General features: G+C 72.2%; 17 protein-coding genes and 1 pseudogene. 8 read left to right on the top strand and 10 right to left on the bottom strand.

All coding sequences use genetic code 11. From position 1 onward, the window contains the following. Nucleotides 1-159 precede the first annotated feature (159 nt). Nucleotides 160-1002: pseudogene (locus ABZS97_RS14330) on the top strand (EamA family transporter); the annotation flags it as partial. A gap of 39 nt (nucleotides 1003-1041) precedes the next feature. Here ABZS97_RS14330 and ABZS97_RS14325 read toward each other — a convergent pair. Both ABZS97_RS14325 and ABZS97_RS14320 read right to left on the bottom strand, forming a co-directional pair. Next, the gene (locus ABZS97_RS14325; RefSeq protein WP_356137341.1) at nucleotides 1042-1872 is read right to left on the bottom strand and encodes an alpha/beta fold hydrolase; all 831 of its coding nucleotides are present in this window, start codon (nucleotides 1870-1872) and stop codon (nucleotides 1042-1044) included. Nucleotides 1873-2029: 157 nt separating this feature from the next. Then, a complete protein-coding gene (locus ABZS97_RS14320) occupies nucleotides 2030-2683 on the bottom strand; it encodes an NAD(P)-binding domain-containing protein (protein ID WP_356137339.1) in 654 nt (217 codons plus the stop codon). Between the two features lie 119 nt (nucleotides 2684-2802). Between ABZS97_RS14320 and ABZS97_RS14315 the strand changes: the two genes are divergently transcribed. Together ABZS97_RS14315 and ABZS97_RS14310 are read left to right on the top strand one after the other, a co-directional pair. After that, nucleotides 2803-3690 carry an RNA polymerase sigma-70 factor gene (locus ABZS97_RS14315; protein WP_356137337.1) on the top strand — a complete coding sequence of 296 codons (888 nt, stop codon included), beginning with the start codon at nucleotides 2803-2805 and terminating at the stop codon, nucleotides 3688-3690. Nucleotides 3691-3937: 247 nt separating this feature from the next. Continuing rightward, nucleotides 3938-4699, top strand: coding sequence for a GntR family transcriptional regulator (locus ABZS97_RS14310; protein ID WP_356137335.1), 762 nt, complete (start codon nucleotides 3938-3940; stop codon nucleotides 4697-4699). A gap of 352 nt (nucleotides 4700-5051) precedes the next feature. Here the strand turns inward: ABZS97_RS14310 and ABZS97_RS14305 are convergent, their stop codons facing one another. The 3 genes from ABZS97_RS14305 to ABZS97_RS14295 all read right to left on the bottom strand — a co-directional run bounded on the left by ABZS97_RS14305 (nucleotide 5052) and on the right by ABZS97_RS14295 (nucleotide 8150). After that, entirely contained in the window at nucleotides 5052-6209 is a 1158-nt protein-coding gene (locus tag ABZS97_RS14305; RefSeq protein WP_356137333.1) for an ROK family transcriptional regulator, read from the bottom strand. A 100-nt stretch (nucleotides 6210-6309) separates the two neighbouring features. Next, nucleotides 6310-6972: a response regulator transcription factor gene (locus tag ABZS97_RS14300; protein WP_356137331.1), complete on the bottom strand. Its 663-nt coding sequence runs from the start codon at nucleotides 6970-6972 to the stop codon at nucleotides 6310-6312. Between the two features lie 14 nt (nucleotides 6973-6986). Further along, the gene (locus ABZS97_RS14295; RefSeq protein WP_356137329.1) at nucleotides 6987-8150 is read right to left on the bottom strand and encodes a histidine kinase; all 1164 of its coding nucleotides are present in this window, start codon (nucleotides 8148-8150) and stop codon (nucleotides 6987-6989) included. A gap of 108 nt (nucleotides 8151-8258) precedes the next feature. On the opposite strand from ABZS97_RS14295, the gene ABZS97_RS14290 reads away from it, so the two are divergent. The 3 genes from ABZS97_RS14290 to ABZS97_RS14280 are packed head-to-tail and all read left to right on the top strand — an operon-like array spanning nucleotide 8259 to nucleotide 10438. After that, the gene (locus tag ABZS97_RS14290) at nucleotides 8259-9194 is read left to right on the top strand and encodes an ABC transporter ATP-binding protein (protein ID WP_356137327.1); all 936 of its coding nucleotides are present in this window, start codon (nucleotides 8259-8261) and stop codon (nucleotides 9192-9194) included. A 2-nt stretch (nucleotides 9195-9196) separates the two neighbouring features. Continuing rightward, complete coding sequence (locus tag ABZS97_RS14285) at nucleotides 9197-9919, top strand: ABC transporter permease (RefSeq protein WP_356137325.1); 723 nt, start codon at nucleotides 9197-9199, stop codon at nucleotides 9917-9919. Between the two features lie 57 nt (nucleotides 9920-9976). Then, nucleotides 9977-10438 (top strand): hypothetical protein, encoded by a 462-nt coding sequence (locus tag ABZS97_RS14280; RefSeq protein ID WP_356137323.1) that lies wholly within the window; start codon nucleotides 9977-9979, stop codon nucleotides 10436-10438. A 37-nt stretch (nucleotides 10439-10475) separates the two neighbouring features. Here the strand turns inward: ABZS97_RS14280 and mug are convergent, their stop codons facing one another. From mug to ABZS97_RS14255, 5 genes are all read right to left on the bottom strand, one after another. Then, nucleotides 10476-10973, bottom strand: a complete 498-nt coding sequence (gene mug, locus ABZS97_RS14275; protein ID WP_356137321.1) for a G/U mismatch-specific DNA glycosylase — start codon at nucleotides 10971-10973, stop codon at nucleotides 10476-10478. Nucleotides 10974-11017: 44 nt separating this feature from the next. Continuing rightward, nucleotides 11018-12460, bottom strand: a complete 1443-nt coding sequence (gene purB / locus ABZS97_RS14270) for an adenylosuccinate lyase (RefSeq protein WP_356137319.1) — start codon at nucleotides 12458-12460, stop codon at nucleotides 11018-11020. A 59-nt stretch (nucleotides 12461-12519) separates the two neighbouring features. Next, nucleotides 12520-12870 carry a DUF4326 domain-containing protein gene (locus ABZS97_RS14265; protein WP_356137317.1) on the bottom strand — a complete coding sequence of 117 codons (351 nt, stop codon included), beginning with the start codon at nucleotides 12868-12870 and terminating at the stop codon, nucleotides 12520-12522. A 24-nt stretch (nucleotides 12871-12894) separates the two neighbouring features. Beyond that, nucleotides 12895-13677: an SGNH/GDSL hydrolase family protein gene (locus tag ABZS97_RS14260; RefSeq protein WP_356137315.1), complete on the bottom strand. Its 783-nt coding sequence runs from the start codon at nucleotides 13675-13677 to the stop codon at nucleotides 12895-12897. Between the two features lie 192 nt (nucleotides 13678-13869). Further along, a complete protein-coding gene (locus ABZS97_RS14255; RefSeq protein WP_356137313.1) occupies nucleotides 13870-14889 on the bottom strand; it encodes a DUF4349 domain-containing protein in 1020 nt (339 codons plus the stop codon). A 158-nt stretch (nucleotides 14890-15047) separates the two neighbouring features. Here ABZS97_RS14255 and hemG point away from each other — a divergent pair, with 158 nt between their 5' ends. Together hemG and hemQ are read left to right on the top strand one after the other, a co-directional pair. Beyond that, nucleotides 15048-16505, top strand: a complete 1458-nt coding sequence (hemG, locus tag ABZS97_RS14250; protein ID WP_356137311.1) for a protoporphyrinogen oxidase — start codon at nucleotides 15048-15050, stop codon at nucleotides 16503-16505. Nucleotides 16506-16509: 4 nt separating this feature from the next. Next, complete coding sequence (hemQ, locus tag ABZS97_RS14245; RefSeq protein WP_356137309.1) at nucleotides 16510-17241, top strand: hydrogen peroxide-dependent heme synthase; 732 nt, start codon at nucleotides 16510-16512, stop codon at nucleotides 17239-17241. Nucleotides 17242-17246: the final 5 nt, after the last annotated feature.

Here is a 17246-nt window from a genome sequence, read left to right as displayed (position 1 = left end):
GCAGCTCCCAGGCGGCGGCCCACGGTTCGGCGCCGGGCGGAGGGGCGGGCGTCGCCGCCGTGGCATTGGGCGGCGTCGTTTCCTGTGCCCCGTCCGAACTGGTCCCCGAAGGTGTCATGGAAGTGGACCTTAAACCGGACCGCGGCTCTTCGTAGCGTCATGGTCATGAACGCCACCACCACCCGCGGGGCGCTGCTCGCCGCCCTCGCCTGCGTCCTCGTCGGAGGCTCCTTCACCGCCAACAGCGTGCTGGGCCACTACCCGTACGCGGGCGGCCAGTTCCTGCGCTACAGCCTGGCCTGTCTCCTGCTGCTCCCCCTGGTCGGCCGCGGAGGGGTGACACGGCTGCGGCGACTCGCCCCGCGCCAGTGGGGACGGCTCGCACTGCTCTCGGCCGTCGGCATGGTCGGCTTCAACCTGGCCGTGCTCGCCGCGGAACGCACCGCGGAACCGGCGGTACCGGGCGTCTTCGTGGGCTGCGCCCCGGTGGTCGTGGCGGTGCTGGTGCCGCTGTTGGCAGGCAGGCGCCCCCAACGTGCCGTCCTGTACGGGGCGTTGCTCGTCGCGGTGGGCGCCTTCACCGTCCAGGGGTGGGGCCGCGCAGACGGCCGGGGTATCGCCTTCTCGGCGTGCGCCCTGGCCGGCGAGGTCGGTTTCGCGGTGCTGGCCGTGCCCGTGCTGCGGCCGCTCGGTCCCCGGCTGCTGTCGGCCACCGTCTGCGGGATCGCCGCGGTCGAGTCGGCGGCGGCGGGGGTGCTCGCCGACGGCGGTGCCTGGCTGCGGACGCCGGACGCCGGCGAGGCCGCCGCACTGCTGTGGCAGGCGGCGGTCGTCACGGTCGTCGGCTTCGTCTGCTGGTACATGGGCATGCAGCGCATCGGCGCCGAACGCGCCACACTCTTCTCCGGTCTCATCCCCGTCGCGGCCGCCTGCACCGCGCCCCTTGTCGGCACGGGCACGTACGGAGCCGCGCAGGCCGTGGGCAGCGCGCTGGTCGGCACAGGGGTCGCCCTCGGCTCCGGCGCCCTCGCCCGGCGTCGCTCAGCGGCTGCCGTCGAGGATGACGCGGGCGACGAGCGCCGGGTCGTCGTTCATCGGGACGTGCCCGCAGCCGGGCAGCCGCACCAGACGGGCCTGGGGAATGATCTGCTTCGCGCGGATTCCCTGGCGGCGCAGCAGCAGCCGGTCGCGGGTGCCCCAGGCCACGGTGACCGGAACCCCGGGGATGTCGTCCGTGAACCGGACCGCCGTGCCCGCCCGCAGGGTCTCGGTGAATCCCTCGGCGTGGGCCAGCGCCAGGGTCTCGGCGACGACGGCCTCGGGTGAACGGCGGCCCGGCCGGGCGTAGATGCTGCTCGTCAGCACCGCGCGCCCGGCCGCCGTACGCGACAGCCTCTCCACCAGCGGGAGGGGCAGGCCCTGCGCGGCCCGCCGCATGGCGAGCAGCACCCCGAAGGCGTACCGGCGCTCGGCCTGCGACCAGAACCCCGCGGGCGACAACGCCGTGACAGACCGTACGAGCTTCTCGCGGCCCAGCTCAAGGGCCAGCAGTCCGCCCAGGGAGTTGCCCGCCACGTGCGGCCGCTCGATCCCGAGCTTCTCGCAGAGTGCGCCCAGAGCGGCGTTCATCGTCGACAGGTCGTGCGCGAGCCCGTCGGGCAGTGCCGGGGATGCGCCGAAACCCGGCAGGTCCACGGCTATCACGTCGCGCTCCGCCGCGAGGATGTGGACCACCGGGTCCCAGGCCTGCCGGTGGTGACCGATGCCGTGCAGCAGGAGCAGCGGCTCGCCGGTGCCCACGCGCGCGTAGGACAGGGTCACGCTCCGCGGGCCGTGCGGAGAGGTGAGGCTGAGGGAGACCGTGTCGGACATGGGGCTGCTCCTCGTCGGGGACACGCTGACTGGCAGGCTGCCGAACGGACTTCTGGACGGCAGCCTCGTAGACAGCTTGTCAGCAACTGCTACCGACGGGTAGCCCCGAAACGTGAGAACCCCGGGGGAGCACGGCGGCCCCTTGCCGTTCCCGTTCTCAACGAGCCCTGCGCACCTCCAGGTTGAAGTCGCCGTGACCGAGGTTCTGGAACAGGCTCAGCCACAGCGGCAGCATCATCTCCACACTGCGTGCCGCCCGGATGCCGCCCAGGTCGAGCACCCGGTGCGCAGGCCAGCCGAACTCGCCGAGAAGCGCGGTCACCTGGTTCTTGGCATCCTGGTCCTCGCCGCAGACGAAGACCTGGTGCTCGCCCGGCACGCGCGCGGGATCCACCATCACCTGGTTGTTGACGGTGTTGAGCGTCTTCACCACGCGCGCGTGCGGGAAGGCCCGCTGGATCTGCTCGCCCGTGCTGTCCGACTCGACCGGCGACAGGCGCAGTTGGCCGTCCTCGAACTCCATGGGGTTGGAGACGTCGACGACCACCTTGCCGTCCAGGTTCTCCGCGCCCGCGGCCTCCAGTGCGGGAAGCGCCACCCGTCCGCCCACCGCGTTGACGACCACCTCACCGAAGGCGGCCGCCTCCGCGAACGTTCCGTGACCCGCCCGGGGCCCGGCGCCCGCGGCCCACTCCAGAGCCGAGACGTTGTCCTTCGTGCGCGAACCCAGCGACACCTCGTGACCCAGTTCGACCAGTTTGCCGCCAAGGGTGCGGCCCACTTCGCCCGTGCCCAGAACCGCGTAGCGCATTGTCGTCCTCCACAGCAGAAGCCTTCGAAGCCGCCGGCCACCGGCCACCGCGGTCATTCTGCTCCGGGAAGCGCCGATTCCGGCTGGACACGGCAGAACGTGTCGGATGGGATGGATGGGTGACGACCGACCTCACGACCGATGTATTCGAAGAGCACCGACCCGTCCTGATGGGCGTCGCCTACCGCATGCTCGGCCGGGTGGCCGACGCGGAGGACGTGGTGCAGGAAGCCTGGCTGCGCTGGTCCGGAGCCGATCGCGACGAGGTCCGCGAACCGCGCGGCTACCTGGTGCGCATCACCACCCGGCTCGCCATCGACCGGCTGCGCCATGTCCAGTCCCGCAAGGAGGCCTATGTGGGCCCCTGGCTGCCCGAGCCGTACGCCACCGACTACGCGGACACCGTCCCGGACACCGCCGAGCGGGCCGTCCTCGCCGACTCCGTCTCGCTCGCCGTCCTCGTCGTACTGGAGTCCCTGTCTCCGCTGGAGCGCGCGGTGTTCGTGCTCCGGGAGGCGTTCGGGTACCCGTTCTCGGAGATCGCCGCCACGCTCGACCGCAGCGAGTCGGCGGTGCGCCAACTCGCGGGGCGGGCGCGCAAGCACGTCGATGAAGGGCGGCCGCGCTATGAGGTCGACCCGGCCGAACGCCGCGATCTGACCGAACGATTCCTCGCCGCGGCGGGCGGCGGCGACCTGGAGGGGCTCATGTCCCTGCTGGCCCCGGACGTTCGTCTCGTCGGCGACAGCGGCGGGCTGTCCAAGGCGCCGCTGCGCGTCATCGAGTCCGCCGACAAGGTGGGGCGCTTCATCCACGGCGCGGCCCGCAAGGGCGACGTCCCGGACGTGTCGTTCCGCCTCCAGGAGGTCAACGGCGGTACGGCGCTGGTCATCCTGTCCGGCGACAAGCCCGACAGCGTGTTCCAACTGGATGTCGTGGACGGCCGGATCCAGTGCATCTACGTCATCCGCAACCCGGAGAAACTGACGTCACTCCCCGTCGACTGACGCTCCCGCTCCGCAGGCGAAGCCCCCGTTCTCGTGAACGGGGGCTTCGTCGTCGTGTCCTGCGGATCGCGGGGCGCGAACGTCGTGTGAACGCTGTGCCTCGATGGCCCTGTGCATTCCACAAGCGATCGAGGATTGGTCTTGACCAAGGGTGGGGGCGGCTTTATGGTCGCAGGGATAGTGCAGGAACCTTTAATAAACAAGGGCGCTTAAACGCCGCCGGGCCACGGCGATTGCGGAGGACAGGGTGGGGACCCAGCAGCTGGAATCGGTGCCGGAGCCTAAGTACTGGCACCTGAAGACCGTGCTCAGTGAGGCATTGGACTCCGAGTTCTCCGTGGGCGAGATCCTGCCCAACGAACGCGACCTCGCGGCCCGCTTCGGCGTCGCCAGGGCCACGCTCCGCCAGGCCCTGGAACAGCTCGAACTGGAAGGCCGTCTCCAGCGCAGGCGCGGAGTGGGCACCACGGTCGCCCCGCCGCGCATGGGCGTGGACGTCGGCTCCCAGCAGCACATGTGGCCGGGCTCGGCTGGCGACGCCTGGCAGCCTGCGGACTGCACGACGGCGACGCCACCCACAGCTGTGGCCGACGTCCTGGAGACCGTCCACGGCGAGCAGGTGCACGTGGTGCGACGCTCCCGGGTCACCCACGGCCAGCCGGTCGCCGCGGAACTGCTCTACGTCCCGGCGTCCTCGGTGCCCGATCTGACCGCCATCGACGCGCCCTCGGGTGTGGCACGCGCGCGTACCGTGCTGCGCGAGCTGCAGCGCCTGGAGCTGGAGGGCCAGGACCGGGCCGTGGAACTCGGCTCGGCCCGCGCCGACGATGCCAAGGAACTGGACCGCCTCCCCGGAGCGCCCGTCCTCGTCGTCACCACCCGCTTCTTCGCCGAGGGACGCACCGCCGCGGTCTCCGTGGCGACCTACCGTGCCGACACCTGCCGCCTGACCTTCGGCGACTCGGGCGGCGTGGAGATCCACCACGACGCGGAGCGCCGGGCTTCCTGAGCCGCAAGCCCTGTGCACGCCTCGCTCGATGCGTCGGGCGGGGCGTGCTTGTGTGCGGGCGTGTTCAGCGGCGTGCGGTCGCAGGGCCGTTGCCTGCGGGCTGACGTTCGGCGCCTGGGGCGGCGTGGAGATCCACGGTCACTCGGTGCGCCGGGCTTCCTGAGCCGCAAGCCCTGTGCACGCCTCGCTCGATGCGTCGGGCGGGGCGTGCTTGTGTGCGGTTGATTGCACGGTGTGCCGGGCTCTGAGCCGTACGCCTTCTGCACGCCTCGCTCGATCCGTCGCGCGGGGCGTGCCTGTTTCCAGGCGTGCTCAGCGGCGCGCCGCGGGGCGTGCCTGTTTCCAGGCGTGCTCAGCGGCGCGCCGTCACCGTGCCGTCCACCGCGAACAGCTGCTCCTCGACATGGTCGAGGGCCAGCCGCAGTGCACCCGTCGCCACGGCCGCCTCGCCCAGCAGGGAGAGGGTCACCTTCGGGGGACGCAGGCAGTAGCGGGCCAGCTCGCGGCGCAGCGGCTCCAGTACGCCGTCCAGGCCGGCCGCCCAGCCGCCGATCACGACCAGTTCCGGGTCGAGGGCGAGCACCAGGGCCGCCACGTCGTGCACCAGCCGCTGGATGAAGCGCTCCACTGCCGCCTGGGCCCGCTGGTCGCCGTTGCGGGCGAGCGCGAACACCTCGGCGACCGCCTGCTCGTCGAGCGGGTGCAACGGCTCGTCGGTCGTGGACAGCAACGTCTCCGGCGTCACGTCGCGGCCCAGCAGATGGAGGGCGCCGATCTCACCGGCCGCGCCTCCGTAGCCGCGGTGCAGCCGCCCGCCGATGAGCGCACCGGCGCCGGGGCTCAGGCCCGCCAGGACGAACACGACGTCGTCGGACTCGGTGGCCGACCCCTTCCAGTGCTCGGCGACCGCCGCCGCGTTGGCGTCGTTCTCGACGAGCACCGGGCACTTGAAGGAGCGGCTGAGCCGTTCGCCGAGCCGCAGACCCGTCCACTCCGGCAACGCGGTGCCCAGCCGCACGGTGCCGTCCGCCTCGACGATGCCGGGGCTGCCCACTCCGACCGCGCGCAGGGAGCCGCGGGCGATGCCCGCCCGGCGCAGCAGCTCGGCGACCGCCGTACGCAGCCGCTCCAGCCGCTCATCCGCCGACGCGGTCTCGTCGACGTCCTTGGCGATGGCTCCCAGCACCTTGCCGTCCAGGTCGGCGAGGAGCGCGGCGACACGGTGCGGGCCGATCTCCAGGCCCAGCAGATGGCCCGCCTCGGCGCGGAAACGGAAGCGGCGGGCCGGACGGCCCTGGCGCCGGGCGGCGCCCTCCTCGGCCGCCTTCTCGACGACGAGGCCGTTCTCGATCAGCCCTTCGATGACACCCTCGACCGTGGGCCGGGACAGCCCGGTCACCCTGGTGATCTCGGTGAGCGTCGCGCAGTCCGTGGCACGCAGGGCGTGCAGCACCACCGCGGAATTGATCCTTCGCAGCAGAGAAGGGTCCCCGCCGGTCAACTGCCCCAACGTCCGTCCTCCCAGCTCGTGCGCGTGTTGGCCGGATCGTACTCGGCGCGATGGGCTTCGGCGAGTGCGGGGACCCCCCTTTGCTACCGGCGGGTCGGAATCAGCCCGGCGCGACGAACCCGGACTCGTACGCGGCGATGACCGCCTGGGTGCGATCCCGAGCACCCAACTTCGCCAGCACGCCACTGACATGCGACTTCACGGTCTCGGTGCCGACGATCAGCTGCACGGCGATCTCCGCGTTCGACAGCCCGCGCGCCATCAGCCGCAGGACATCCGCCTCACGTTCGGTCAGCGCCGCCCGCTCCATGGCGGCCCGCGCGGCCCGATTCCCACCACTCTCGCCGTACTCGGCGGCCAGCTGCCGCACCGAGGCGGGGAACAGCAGCGACTCGCCCTCGGCGACCAGCCGCACCGCGTGCACGATCTCGGCCGGCCGCGCCCGCTTCAGCAGGAACCCGTCCGCGCCCGCGCGCAGCGCCTCGTAGACGTACTCGTCGTTCTCGAACGTCGTCACCACCAGGATCTTCGGCGGCTCGGCCACCGTGCGCAGCACGGCACGCGTCGCCTCGATGCCGTCCATCAGGGGCATCCGGACGTCCATGGCGACGACGTCCGGCCGCAACTGCCGCACCAGCGGGATCACCGCGGCCCCGTCGGCCGCCTCCCCGACGACCTCGATGTCGGGCTGCGCCTCCAGAACGGCCCGCAGCCCCGCCCGTACGAGGGGTTCGTCGTCGACGAGGAGAACGGTGACCGGCATCCGGTCAGCCTAGATCAGCGCAGCGGCAGCTCGACGTGCACCTGCCAGTCGCCCGCGTCGGGGCCGGTGTGGGCCCGCCCGCCGAGCAGGGCCGCACGCTCGCGGATCCCCCGCAGGCCACTGCCCCGGCCCGGACCCGGTATCTCCGCGCGCAGCGGATTGCGGACCTCCAGGCCCAGCGTGCCCGCGTCGACGCAGACACGCACACGGACCGGGACGCTCCCTGCATGCCGGAGCACATTGGTGAGCGACTCCTGGAGGATGCGATAGCCCTCGCGGGAGACGGGCCCGGGCACGCTCTCCAGCGCTCCCGTCACCTCGGCGTCCACCTTCGCGCCGGAACCGCGCGCCGACTCCAGGAGCCGGTCCGCCTCGGCGAGCGTCGGGCGGCTGCTGACGGGACGAGCCTGCTCGCGCAGCACGCCGAGCACCCGCTCCAGGTCCTCGAGGGCGGCCCTGCCGGTCTCCTCGATGGCCCCCAGGGCACGGTCGGTGAACTCCGGATCACCGGCCGCCCGCGCCGCTCCCGCCTGCACCACCGCCACCGTCAGCGCGTGCCCGATGGAGTCGTGCAACTCCCGCGCGATGCGGTTGCGCTCCAAGAGCTGCTCCGTGCGCTCCTCCAGCGCGGCGAGCCGCTCAGCGGCGGAGGGGCCGAGGAGACGGCGCGCGATCACGGTGACGAGCTCACCGAGGCCGACGACTGAGGCACCGGAGGCGAGCAGCGCGATCGGCACCAGAAGCCCATAAGCCGCATGGGGCTGGACATGCCGCAGAAGCGGGTTGCCGCCCGGCACGGACCCGAACGCGAGCCCGGCGAAGTCCACGGCGAACGTCGGCAGCCAGACGCAGCTGAACATCGCCAGAGCGCCGAGGACCATGCGCACCTCGAGCCAGACCACGGTGCGCAGCCGGTCCGCCCAGGTCGCCGAGGGAGCGACCGAGATCGCCGCGTCGCGGTCCCGCCGCCCGCCCGGCACGAGCATCAACTGTGCCTGGACGCCCTCGCCGAGCCGCACCGCCGGGACCAGCCCCAGCGGGACGAGCAGCAGCGCGGGCATCCACCAGTGCTCCATGTCGATGAAGAGCCACACGCTCTCGAACAGCATCGGAATCCATAGGTGCAGCAGTCGTGTGTACGTCGTCCCCCGGAACAGCGGGCGCAGAAAGCGGGCCATTGGGTCATCGTGGCAGGCGGCACCGGCAACTGGCTTCCCCCGAGCGGGGGAGACGATCTCCACCCGTGGGGGAGGCCCCAAGGGGGCACCGGCGGCCAGGCTGAGGTCATGACCAGCATCGACGTCCAAGACCTCACCAAGGAGTACGGCAGCACACGGGCCGTGGACCACCTCACCTTCCGAGTGCTCCCCGGCCGCGTCACCGGCTTCCTCGGGCCCAACGGCGCCGGAAAGTCCACCACCATGCGGCTCGTGCTCGGCCTGGACCGGCCGACGTCCGGCACCGCCAGGATCGACGGCCGCCCCTACGTCACGCTGCCCGAGCCGCTGCGCCACGTGGGCGCCCTGCTCGACGCACAGGCCGCGCACGGATCGCGTACGGCCCGGGACCATCTGCGGATGCTCGCCGCGAGCAACCGCGTCCCCGAGCGCCGCGTGGACGAACTGCTGGAGGAGACGGGCCTCGCGGCGGTCGCGAGGCGGCGGGTGAAGACGTACTCCCTCGGGATGCGCCAGCGCCTGGGCATCGCGGCAGCCCTCCTGGGCGATCCGCCCGTGGTGATGCTGGACGAGCCGTCCAACGGCCTCGATCCCGAAGGGATCATCTGGATCCGCGAGGTGCTGCGCCGGCTCGCCCGGGAGGGCCGCACGGTGCTGGTCTCCAGCCATCTGATGAACGAGACCGCCTCCTTCGCCGACCACCTCGTGGTCCTGGGCCGGGGACGCCTGCTGGCCGACACACCGATGCGGGAGTTCATCCACGCACGCGTGCAGCCACGCGTACGGGTGCGCACCACGGACGGCGCGGTTCTCGGGGCACTGCTCGCACGGCACGGCTATGAGGCGGTCGAGGACGAGGACGGACGCTGGAGCGTGCACGACGCGCGCGTGGAGGACATCGGCCGGCTCGCGTCCGGCGCCGCGGTGACCGTCCTCGAACTGGCGGCGGAGGAGGGAACGTTGGAGCAGGCCTATCTCGATCTGACGGCCTCGGAGGCCGAGTTCACCGCCCACCCGTCCGCGACGCAGCCCCAGGAGGCCTGACCATGTCGTTCACACCCGTGCTCCGGGCCGAATGGATCAAGATCCGCACGCTTCGGTCGCTGATCGCAGGACTGTGCGCCGTCCTCGTCGTCACCGCCGCTTTCTCGGCACTCGCCGGACTCGACACCGACGGCGAGGAGTTCGACCCGCTGTTCTCCGCCTTCTTCGGTGTCAGCTTCGGGCAGGTCGCGGCGATCGCCTTCGGCGCGACGGCCGTCTCCTGCGAGTTCCAGGGCGGTGCGCTGCGCCTCTCGCTGGCCGCGGTGCCGAACCGGCGGCGGTGGTTCACGGCCAAGGCGGTGGCGATCGGCGGCCCCGCACTGATCGTGGGCCTGCTGACCGGCGGGGTGAGCCTGGTCGTCGGCAAGGCGGTGCTCGGAGCCAAGGCCGACGGGCTGACCTGGGGCGAAGAGCTGCGTGCCGTGGTCGGCTGCGGCGCCTACCTCGCGCTGATGGCCCTGTTCGCGGCCGGGCTCACGGCGCTGTTGCGCAGTGGCGTGGTGACCCTGAGCATCCTGGTCCCCTTCCTCCTCATCGTCTCCTTCGTGATCGGGGGAGTGTCGGGAAACGCCGCCGACTTCCTGCCCGACCGGGCGGGACAGGTGGTGCTCCACCACACGTCCCAGAGCGCCCTAGGGCCGTGGACCGGACTTGCGGTGACCGCAGCCTGGACGCTGGCGGCCCTCATCGCGGGCGGCTGGAGCGTACAGCGCAGGGACGCCTGACTTCAGGAAGCCCTGACGCCCCGCCAAATGTCAGTGGTGGCCGGTTTACTGGAACACATGACCATCGCGCAGCATCTGGCCACGATCGACCGGCTGTGCTCCCAGGACTTCCCGGCGGAGCACGGCCGGTCGGACACCGGCACCGGGGGACCGGGCTACCACGTCGCCGAGTTGGCGACCAGCGACGACTTCTGGGAGGACGACGGCACACGGTGGCAGGAGACGGAGGAACAGTTCGGGGCCGACCGGGACGGTCTCTCCGAGCGCCTGACCGAGCGTTGGGGAGACCCGCAACGATTCAGCCTGGCCGGCGTCTTCGGCCGGGCGACGGAGGGCGAGGACATACCGGAGCCCTGGGCCGACCTGAGCTCTCACGTGCCGGACATGCACCTCTGGCGGACGGACGACCACGGCCAGGCCCGCAGCCACGCCCGCTGGGTGGCCCTGGGCGTCTCCCAGTGGGACAAGGAACTGCCGTTCCAGCTCATAGCCGTCGTGACGGAGATCGACCCCCCGTGACCATGGCGGGCCCTCCTCGGTGCTCCTCAGGCAGCCCTCAGCGCTCGGCGGCCGCCCGCAACCGCCCGAACTCCTCAGCCATCGTCGCCGCCGTCCAATGCGCGTTGAGCCCACTGGGGTTGGGCAGCACCCACACCCGGGTGGCGCCGATCGTCCGCTCCTGCGGGCCGACCTGGGCCTTGCGGTCACCGAAGGCCGCACGGTACGCCGTCACGCCCACCACGGCCAGCCACCGCGGCCGCAGCCGCTCCACCTTGGCGCTCAGCAGCCGCCCGCCCTCCAGGTACTCCTCGGAGGTCAGCTCGTCGGCGCGCGCCGAGGCCCGCGCGACCACGTTCGTGATGCCCAGCCCGTACGAGAGCAACTCGCCCTGCTCCGACGGCTTCAGCAGCCGCGGCGTGAACCCGGACAGATGCAGCACCGGCCAGAACCGGTTGCCCGGACGGGCGAAGTGATGGCCCGTGGCCGCCGTCATCAGCCCCGGATTGATGCCGCAGAACAGAACATGGAGACCGTCCGCGACGACATCCGGCACGAGCCGGTCGCGAGCGGCCTCCAGGTCCGCCGGGGTGAACCGGGTCAGAGGATCGCCCCCGGCGTGTAACCCGCCGCCACCGGGTGCTGCTTGACGATCTCCTCGATACGACCGACGACGACGGCGACCTGGTCGGCGGCGGCACCGGTGAAGGACAGCTTGTCGGCCATCAGCTCGTCGAGCTGAGCCCGGTCGAGCGGGATGCGCTCGTCCGCGGCGAGCTTGTCGAGCAGCTCGTTGCGCTCGGTGCCCTGCTCGCGCATGGCGAGGGCCGAGGCGACGGCGTTCTCCTTGATGGCCTCGTGCGCGACCTCGCGGCCCACACCCGCACGCACCGCGCCCATCAGCACCTTGGTGGTGGCGAGGAACGGCAGGTAGCGATCCAGCTCACGGGCGACCACGGCAGGGAAGGCGCCGAACTCGTCGAGCACGGTCAGGAAGGTCTCCAGCAGCCCGTCCAGCGCGAAGAAGGCGTCCGGCAGCGCGACGCGGCGCACCACCGAGCACGACACGTCGCCCTCGTTCCACTGGTCGCCCGCCAGCTCGCCGGTCATCGACGCGTAGCCGCGCAGGATCACCATCAGGCCGTTGACGCGCTCGCAGGAGCGGGTGTTCATCTTGTGCGGCATCGCGGAGGAACCGACCTGGCCCGGCTTGAAGCCCTCGGTGACCAGCTCGTGTCCGGCCATCAGCCGGACCGTCTTGGCGAGCGAGGACGGCGCGGCGGCGAGCTGCACCAGCGCGGTCACGACCTCGTAGTCCAGCGAGCGCGGGTAGACCTGGCCGACGGAGGTGAACGCCTGCGAGAAGCCCAGGTGCCCGGCGATCCGCTGCTCCAGCTCCGCGAGCTTCGCCGCGTCCCCGCCCAGCAGGTCGAGCATGTCCTGCGCGGTGCCGACCGGGCCCTTGATGCCGCGCAGCGGGTAGCGGCCGAGCAGCTCCTCGACGCGGCCGTACGCGACGAGCAGCTCGTCGGCGGTGGTCGCGAAGCGCTTGCCGAGGGTGGTGGCCTGCGCGGCCACGTTGTGCGAGCGGCCGGCCATGACCAGCTCGGCGTACTCACCCGCCAGCTTGCCCAGCCGCGCCAGCACTGCCACCGTACGGTCGCGCATCAGCTCCAGGGAGAGCCGGATCTGCAACTGCTCGACGTTCTCGGTGAGGTCCCGGGACGTCATGCCCTTGTGCACCTGCTCGTGCCCGGCGAGGTCGTTGAACTCCTCGATCCGCGCCTTCACGTCATGCCGCGTGACCTTCTCGCGCTCGGCGATCGAGGCCAGGTCGACCTGGTCGAGCACTCGCTCGTAGTCGGCGAGGGCGGCGTCCGGCACCTCGATCCCCAGGTCCTTCTGGGCCCGCAGCACGGCGAGCCACAGCTGACGCTCCAGCTTCACCTTCTGCTCGGGGGACCAGAGCAGGGCGAGCTCGGTGGAGGCGTAACGTCCGGCGAGGACGTTCGGGATACGGGGCTTTGCAGGCGCGGCAGTCACGTGTACGGATTCTACTGGCGATTCGTGCAGGCCAGCGCCGCAGGGTTCTTCGTCGGAACCTACGAGCCCGGCCCCGAGCCGTCCGCGATCTCGGCCAGGATGTCGCCGTGGCACAGCTCGGGTGCGCACCAGCAGGCCAGCGTCATCCCTCGCAGGGCGGGCACCTCGGCCAGCAGTTCCGGGCGTTCCAGCAGGTACGCCCGGTACTTCCGCATGACCTCGGCACGCGTGCCGTCGCGCTTCTTCGTCGCCGTGTCCGGGGCGAAGGGGTTGTACAGCGCGTGCTGCGGCAGATCCCAGTGGCCCATGGTCCAGCGGCGGCCGACGTAGACGAGGTCGGCGGGGGCGTTTTCCAGCCGGGGGCCGAATTCGCGGATGTGGCCCTTGAGGTTGATCACGGTCGTGGTCATGCGGGGCTCCCTCGGCCTCAGGACCTATGCGACAGGCCCGTCGTACGGCAGCAGGTCCGGGCGCTTCGCCGGGAGTCCGTCGCCCGACGAGCGCCCCGTCAGCCGCCGTCCTATCCACGGCAGCAGGTACTGCCGGGCGAAGCGGGCGTCCGCGGTCCGGCGCGCGACCCAGCGCGGCGGCAGGGTGGCGGGCGGCGCCGTACGCCACTCCGTATCCTCCGCCTCGTACCCCAGCGTCTGCCACACGGCCTCGGCGACGCGGCGGTGTCCCTCGCCCGTGAGGTGCAGCCGGTCGACGTCCCACAGGCGGGGGTCGGCCAGCGAGGGTGCGCCGTACAGGTCGACGACGAGCGCTTCGTGCCGCTGCGCGAGGTTGTCCACGTGCTCGAAGAGCTCCTCCATGCGCGGCCGGAACCGCTCAAGGACCGGACCGGTGCGGCCCGGGCTGCGCATCAACACCAGCTGCTTGCAGGCCGGGGCGAGCTGCTCGACGGCCTCCTCCAGGAGCCCGCGGACGCGGCCCATGTCGCACTTGGGACGCAGTGTGTCGTTCAGGCCGCCGACCAGCGTGATCACGTCGGCCTCCATGGCGGCCGCGACGCTGACCTGTTCCTCGACGATCTGTCCGATCAGCTTGCCCCGCACCGCGAGGTTGGCGTACCGGAAACCGGGCGTGTGCGCGGCCATCCGGGCCGCGAGGAGATCGGCCCAGCCCCGGTAGGAGCCGTCGGGCAGGAGGTCCGACATGCCCTCGGTGAAGGAGTCGCCGATCGCGACGAGGCTGGTGTACGTGGCATTTGTCTGCATGGCGAAAGCGATGGTAACCCGGCCGCATACCCAGCGGTGGGGGGGGCGGGGGCCCCCCGCCCCCCCCCGGCGGCCCGGCGGCCCGGCGCCCCCCCCCCCGGCCCCCCCCCCGCCGATGACGACCAGCCGCTCTTTCGTCCCGCCCGTTCCGCTGCTCATGCTCATGCGAACACGCTACGGGGGCAGGGCATTTCAGTCCTGTTCGCCACTCTCCGGCCGTACGGGAGGAGCGACCGGAAGCCCGGCGGTCGCCGGTGCCGCCGGGGCCGGGCGGCGCGGCAGACGGGGCCGCACGAGCCGCAGCCACACCAGGACGAGCAGCGCCAGGCCCGCCGCGAACGGGAGCACCGCGCCGACCGCCAGCGCGAGCCAGCGCAGCATGGTGACCAGTACATGCCAGCCGCCCGCGAGCGCGTCCACGAAGCCGGGGTCCTCGTCCTTCTTCTCGGCCTTCTTCACCGGCGTCTCGGACAGGGACAGGGTGATCGTCGCCAGGCTGGTGCGGTCCTTCAGGGACGCCTGCTGGGCGAGCAGCGCCTCCAGGTCGGACTCACGGGTGCTCAACTCGCCTTCCAGGGTGACCACATCGCTCAGCTTGGTCGCCTTGTCCATCAGCTCGCGGACCCGGGCCACGCTGGCGCGCTGCGACTTGATCCGGCTGTCCACGTCCACCACCTGGTCGGTGACGTCCTGCGCCTTGGCCGTACGTTCGAGGATCTTCCCGGTGCCCTCCAGGCCGGCGAGCACCTCGTCGTACTGGTCGGTGGGCACGCGCAGGACGACCCGGGTGCGTTCATGGCCCCCGTCGTCGCGGGTGGTCGTCTCGTTGCCGACGAATCCGCCCGCGTTCTCGGTGGTGGTGCGGGCGTCGTCCAGCGCCTTGGGCACGTCCTTGACCTGCACGGTCAGTGAGGCGGTGCGGATGATGTGGCTCGCGGTGACCTTGGGAGGGGCGGTCGCCTTCGCGCCCGCGGCCCCGCCCCGGCTGCTGTCCGCGGCGCCGTCGCCGTCCGCCTGCGCGGCGCCCGAGTCGGCCTTCGCCGCGCTCTGGGGGGCCGCCTTGTCGTCGGAACCGCTGCCGGAGTCCGCCGAGTCGCCCGCGCCGCAGCCCGCCACCGCGAGGGCGGCGGCGAGGAGGACACCGGCCAGGGCCCGGCCCTGTCGTACGGAGCGTCGTCGTGGGCGCGCTTGCGTCCGGACCGTCTGTGCCATGTGGGCCTACCCCCGGGGAGTCGTCGTGACTGACGCTCCTTCGACGCCCGGCCGGGCCGGGACGTTGGCGGGATCCGGTCCCGATGCGGTCACGGTCGGGACTCGGCGGGGCCACATGCCCCGGCGGGTGTTTCAGCGGGCTCTGAGACAGTGGAGCCATGCGCGCACACAGCACTCGTACGGGTAACGGACACGTCGTCGTCATCGGAGGGGGGATCGCGGGTCTGGCCGCCGCCCACCGCCTCCTGGAGCAGGGCGCGCGCGTGACCGTCCTGGAGGCGTCCGGCCGACTCGGCGGCAAGTTGCTGCCCGGCGAGATCGCGGGCGCGCGGGTCGACCTGGGCGCCGAGTCGATGCTCGCGCGGCGCCCCGAGGCGGTGGGACTGGCCCGAGAAGTGGGCCTCACCGACCGCCTCCAGCCCCCCGCCACGGCGACGGCCTCGATCTGGACCCGCGGCGCCCTGCGGCCCATGCCCAAGGGCCACGTCATGGGTGTCCCAGGCACCGCCGCCGCGCTCTCCGGCGTCCTGTCCGCGGACGGACTGCACCGCATCGAGCGGGAGGCGGACCTGCCGCGCACCGAGGTCGGCGACGACGTGGCGGTGGGGGAGTACGTGGCGGCCCGCCTCGGCCGAGAGGTCGTCGACCGCCTCGTCGAGCCCCTCCTCGGCGGCGTCTACGCGGGCGACGCGTACCGCATCTCGATGCGCGCCGCCGTCCCCCAGCTCTTCGAGGCAGCCCGCACCCACGCCTCCCTCACGGAAGCGGTCCGCGCCATCCAGGCCCGCGCGGCCGCCGCCCAGCAGACCGGCCCGGTCTTCACGGGCATCGAGGGCGGCATCGGCCAACTCCCGCTCGCGGTCGCGGAGTCGGTGCGGGCGCGCGGCGGCGAGATCGTCCTGAACAGTCCGGTCCAGGGGCTGCGCTGCACTCCCGAGGGCTGGGAGGTGACGGTCGGCGACCGCCAGGTGGCGGCCGACGGCGTCGTCGTCGCCGTACCCGCCGCCCAGGCCGCCGCGCTGCTGCGGGCCGAGGTGCCCGCCGCGGCGGCGGAGCTGGGCTTGGTCGAGTACGCGTCCATGGCGCTCATCACGCTCGCCTACCGCCGCGCCGACACCGACCTCCCCGAAGGCAGTGGCTTCCTCGTGCCGCCGGTGGACGGGCACACGATCAAGGCGTCGACCTTCGCGAGCCGGAAGTGGGGCTGGATCGGCGCCGAGAACCCCGACCTGCTGGTGCTGCGGACCTCGGTGGGGCGCTACGGGGAGACCGAGGTCCTCGGCCGGGACGACGAGGACCTCGTGAACGTCTCGCGCCACGACCTGCGCGCGGCCGTCGGGCTGGCCGCCACCCCCGTCGCCTCCCGCGTCACCCGGTGGACCGACGGGCTGCCGCAGTACCCCGTCGGACACCACGCGCGCGTGGCCCGCATCCGCGAGCACGTCGGCAAGCTGCCGGGCCTCGCCGTGTGCGGCGCCGCCTACGACGGCGTCGGGATCCCGGCGTGCATCGCGAGCGCGAACGCCGCCGTGGACCAGCTGCGCGGTGACCGCGGCGCACTGGACGCCCTCGTCGCGAACCCGGTGCAGAGTCTGCACGGCGGCGCGGGAGAATAGCCCCATGAGTGACGACGCCCCCACCACCGAGTCCGGCAGGGTCCCCAACAAGGGCAAGCTGGCCAAGGACCTCAACGAGGTCATCCGCTACACGCTGTGGTCCGTCTTCAAGCTGCGCGACGTGCTGCCGGAGGACCGCGCGGGCTACGCCGACGAGGTCCAGGACCTGTTCGACCAGCTCGCCGCGAAGGACGTGACGGTCCGCGGCACGTACGACGTGTCGGGGCTGCGTGCCGACGCCGACCTCATGATCTGGTGGCACGCCGAGACCGCCGACCAGCTCCAGGAGGCGTACAACCTCTTCCGCCGCACGAAGCTGGGCCGCGCCCTGGAGCCGGTCTGGTCGAACATGGCGCTGCACCGCCCCGCCGAGTTCAACCGCTCGCACATCCCGGCGTTCCTCGCCGACGAGACGCCGCGCAACTACATCAGCGTCTACCCCTTCGTGCGCTCCTACGACTGGTACCTGCTGCCCGACGAGGACCGTCGCCGCATGCTCGCCGACCACGGCAAGATGGCCCGCGGTTACCCGGACGTGCGCGCCAACACGGTCGCCTCGTTCTCGCTCGGCGACTACGAGTGGCTCCTCGCGTTCGAGGCCGACGAGCTCTACCGCATCGTCGACCTCATGCGCCACCTGCGCGCCTCCGAGGCCCGCATGCATGTCCGCGAAGAAGTCCCGTTCTACACGGGGCGCCGCAAGGACATCGCCGAGCTGGTCGCCGGGCTCGCCTGACCGGC

The sequence above is a fragment of the Streptomyces sp. NPDC005485 genome (assembly GCF_040606085.1).
Classification (GTDB): Bacteria; Actinomycetota; Actinomycetes; order Streptomycetales; family Streptomycetaceae; genus Streptomyces.
This window is presented reverse-complemented; position numbering and strand designations above follow the sequence as displayed.

Bases quoted from the DNA above. Each gene is read 5' to 3' on its own strand.
- ABZS97_RS14325 (WP_356137341.1), bottom strand. From the start codon at position 1,872: ATGTCCGACACGGTCTCCCTCAGCCTCACCTCTCCGCACGGCCCGCGG.
- ABZS97_RS14320 (WP_356137339.1), bottom strand. From the start codon at position 2,683: ATGCGCTACGCGGTTCTGGGCACGGGCGAAGTGGGCCGCACCCTTGGC.
- ABZS97_RS14300 (WP_356137331.1), bottom strand. From the start codon at position 6,972: ATGCCGGTCACCGTTCTCCTCGTCGACGACGAACCCCTCGTACGGGCG.
- ABZS97_RS14295 (WP_356137329.1), bottom strand. From the start codon at position 8,150: ATGGCCCGCTTTCTGCGCCCGCTGTTCCGGGGGACGACGTACACACGA.
- ABZS97_RS14290 (WP_356137327.1), top strand. From the start codon at position 8,259: ATGACCAGCATCGACGTCCAAGACCTCACCAAGGAGTACGGCAGCACA.
- ABZS97_RS14285 (WP_356137325.1), top strand. From the start codon at position 9,197: ATGTCGTTCACACCCGTGCTCCGGGCCGAATGGATCAAGATCCGCACG.
- ABZS97_RS14280 (WP_356137323.1), top strand. From the start codon at position 9,977: ATGACCATCGCGCAGCATCTGGCCACGATCGACCGGCTGTGCTCCCAG.
- ABZS97_RS14265 (WP_356137317.1), bottom strand. From the start codon at position 12,870: ATGACCACGACCGTGATCAACCTCAAGGGCCACATCCGCGAATTCGGC.
- ABZS97_RS14260 (WP_356137315.1), bottom strand. From the start codon at position 13,677: ATGCAGACAAATGCCACGTACACCAGCCTCGTCGCGATCGGCGACTCC.
- ABZS97_RS14255 (WP_356137313.1), bottom strand. From the start codon at position 14,889: ATGGCACAGACGGTCCGGACGCAAGCGCGCCCACGACGACGCTCCGTA.
- hemG (WP_356137311.1), top strand. From the start codon at position 15,048: ATGCGCGCACACAGCACTCGTACGGGTAACGGACACGTCGTCGTCATC.
- hemQ (WP_356137309.1), top strand. From the start codon at position 16,510: ATGAGTGACGACGCCCCCACCACCGAGTCCGGCAGGGTCCCCAACAAG.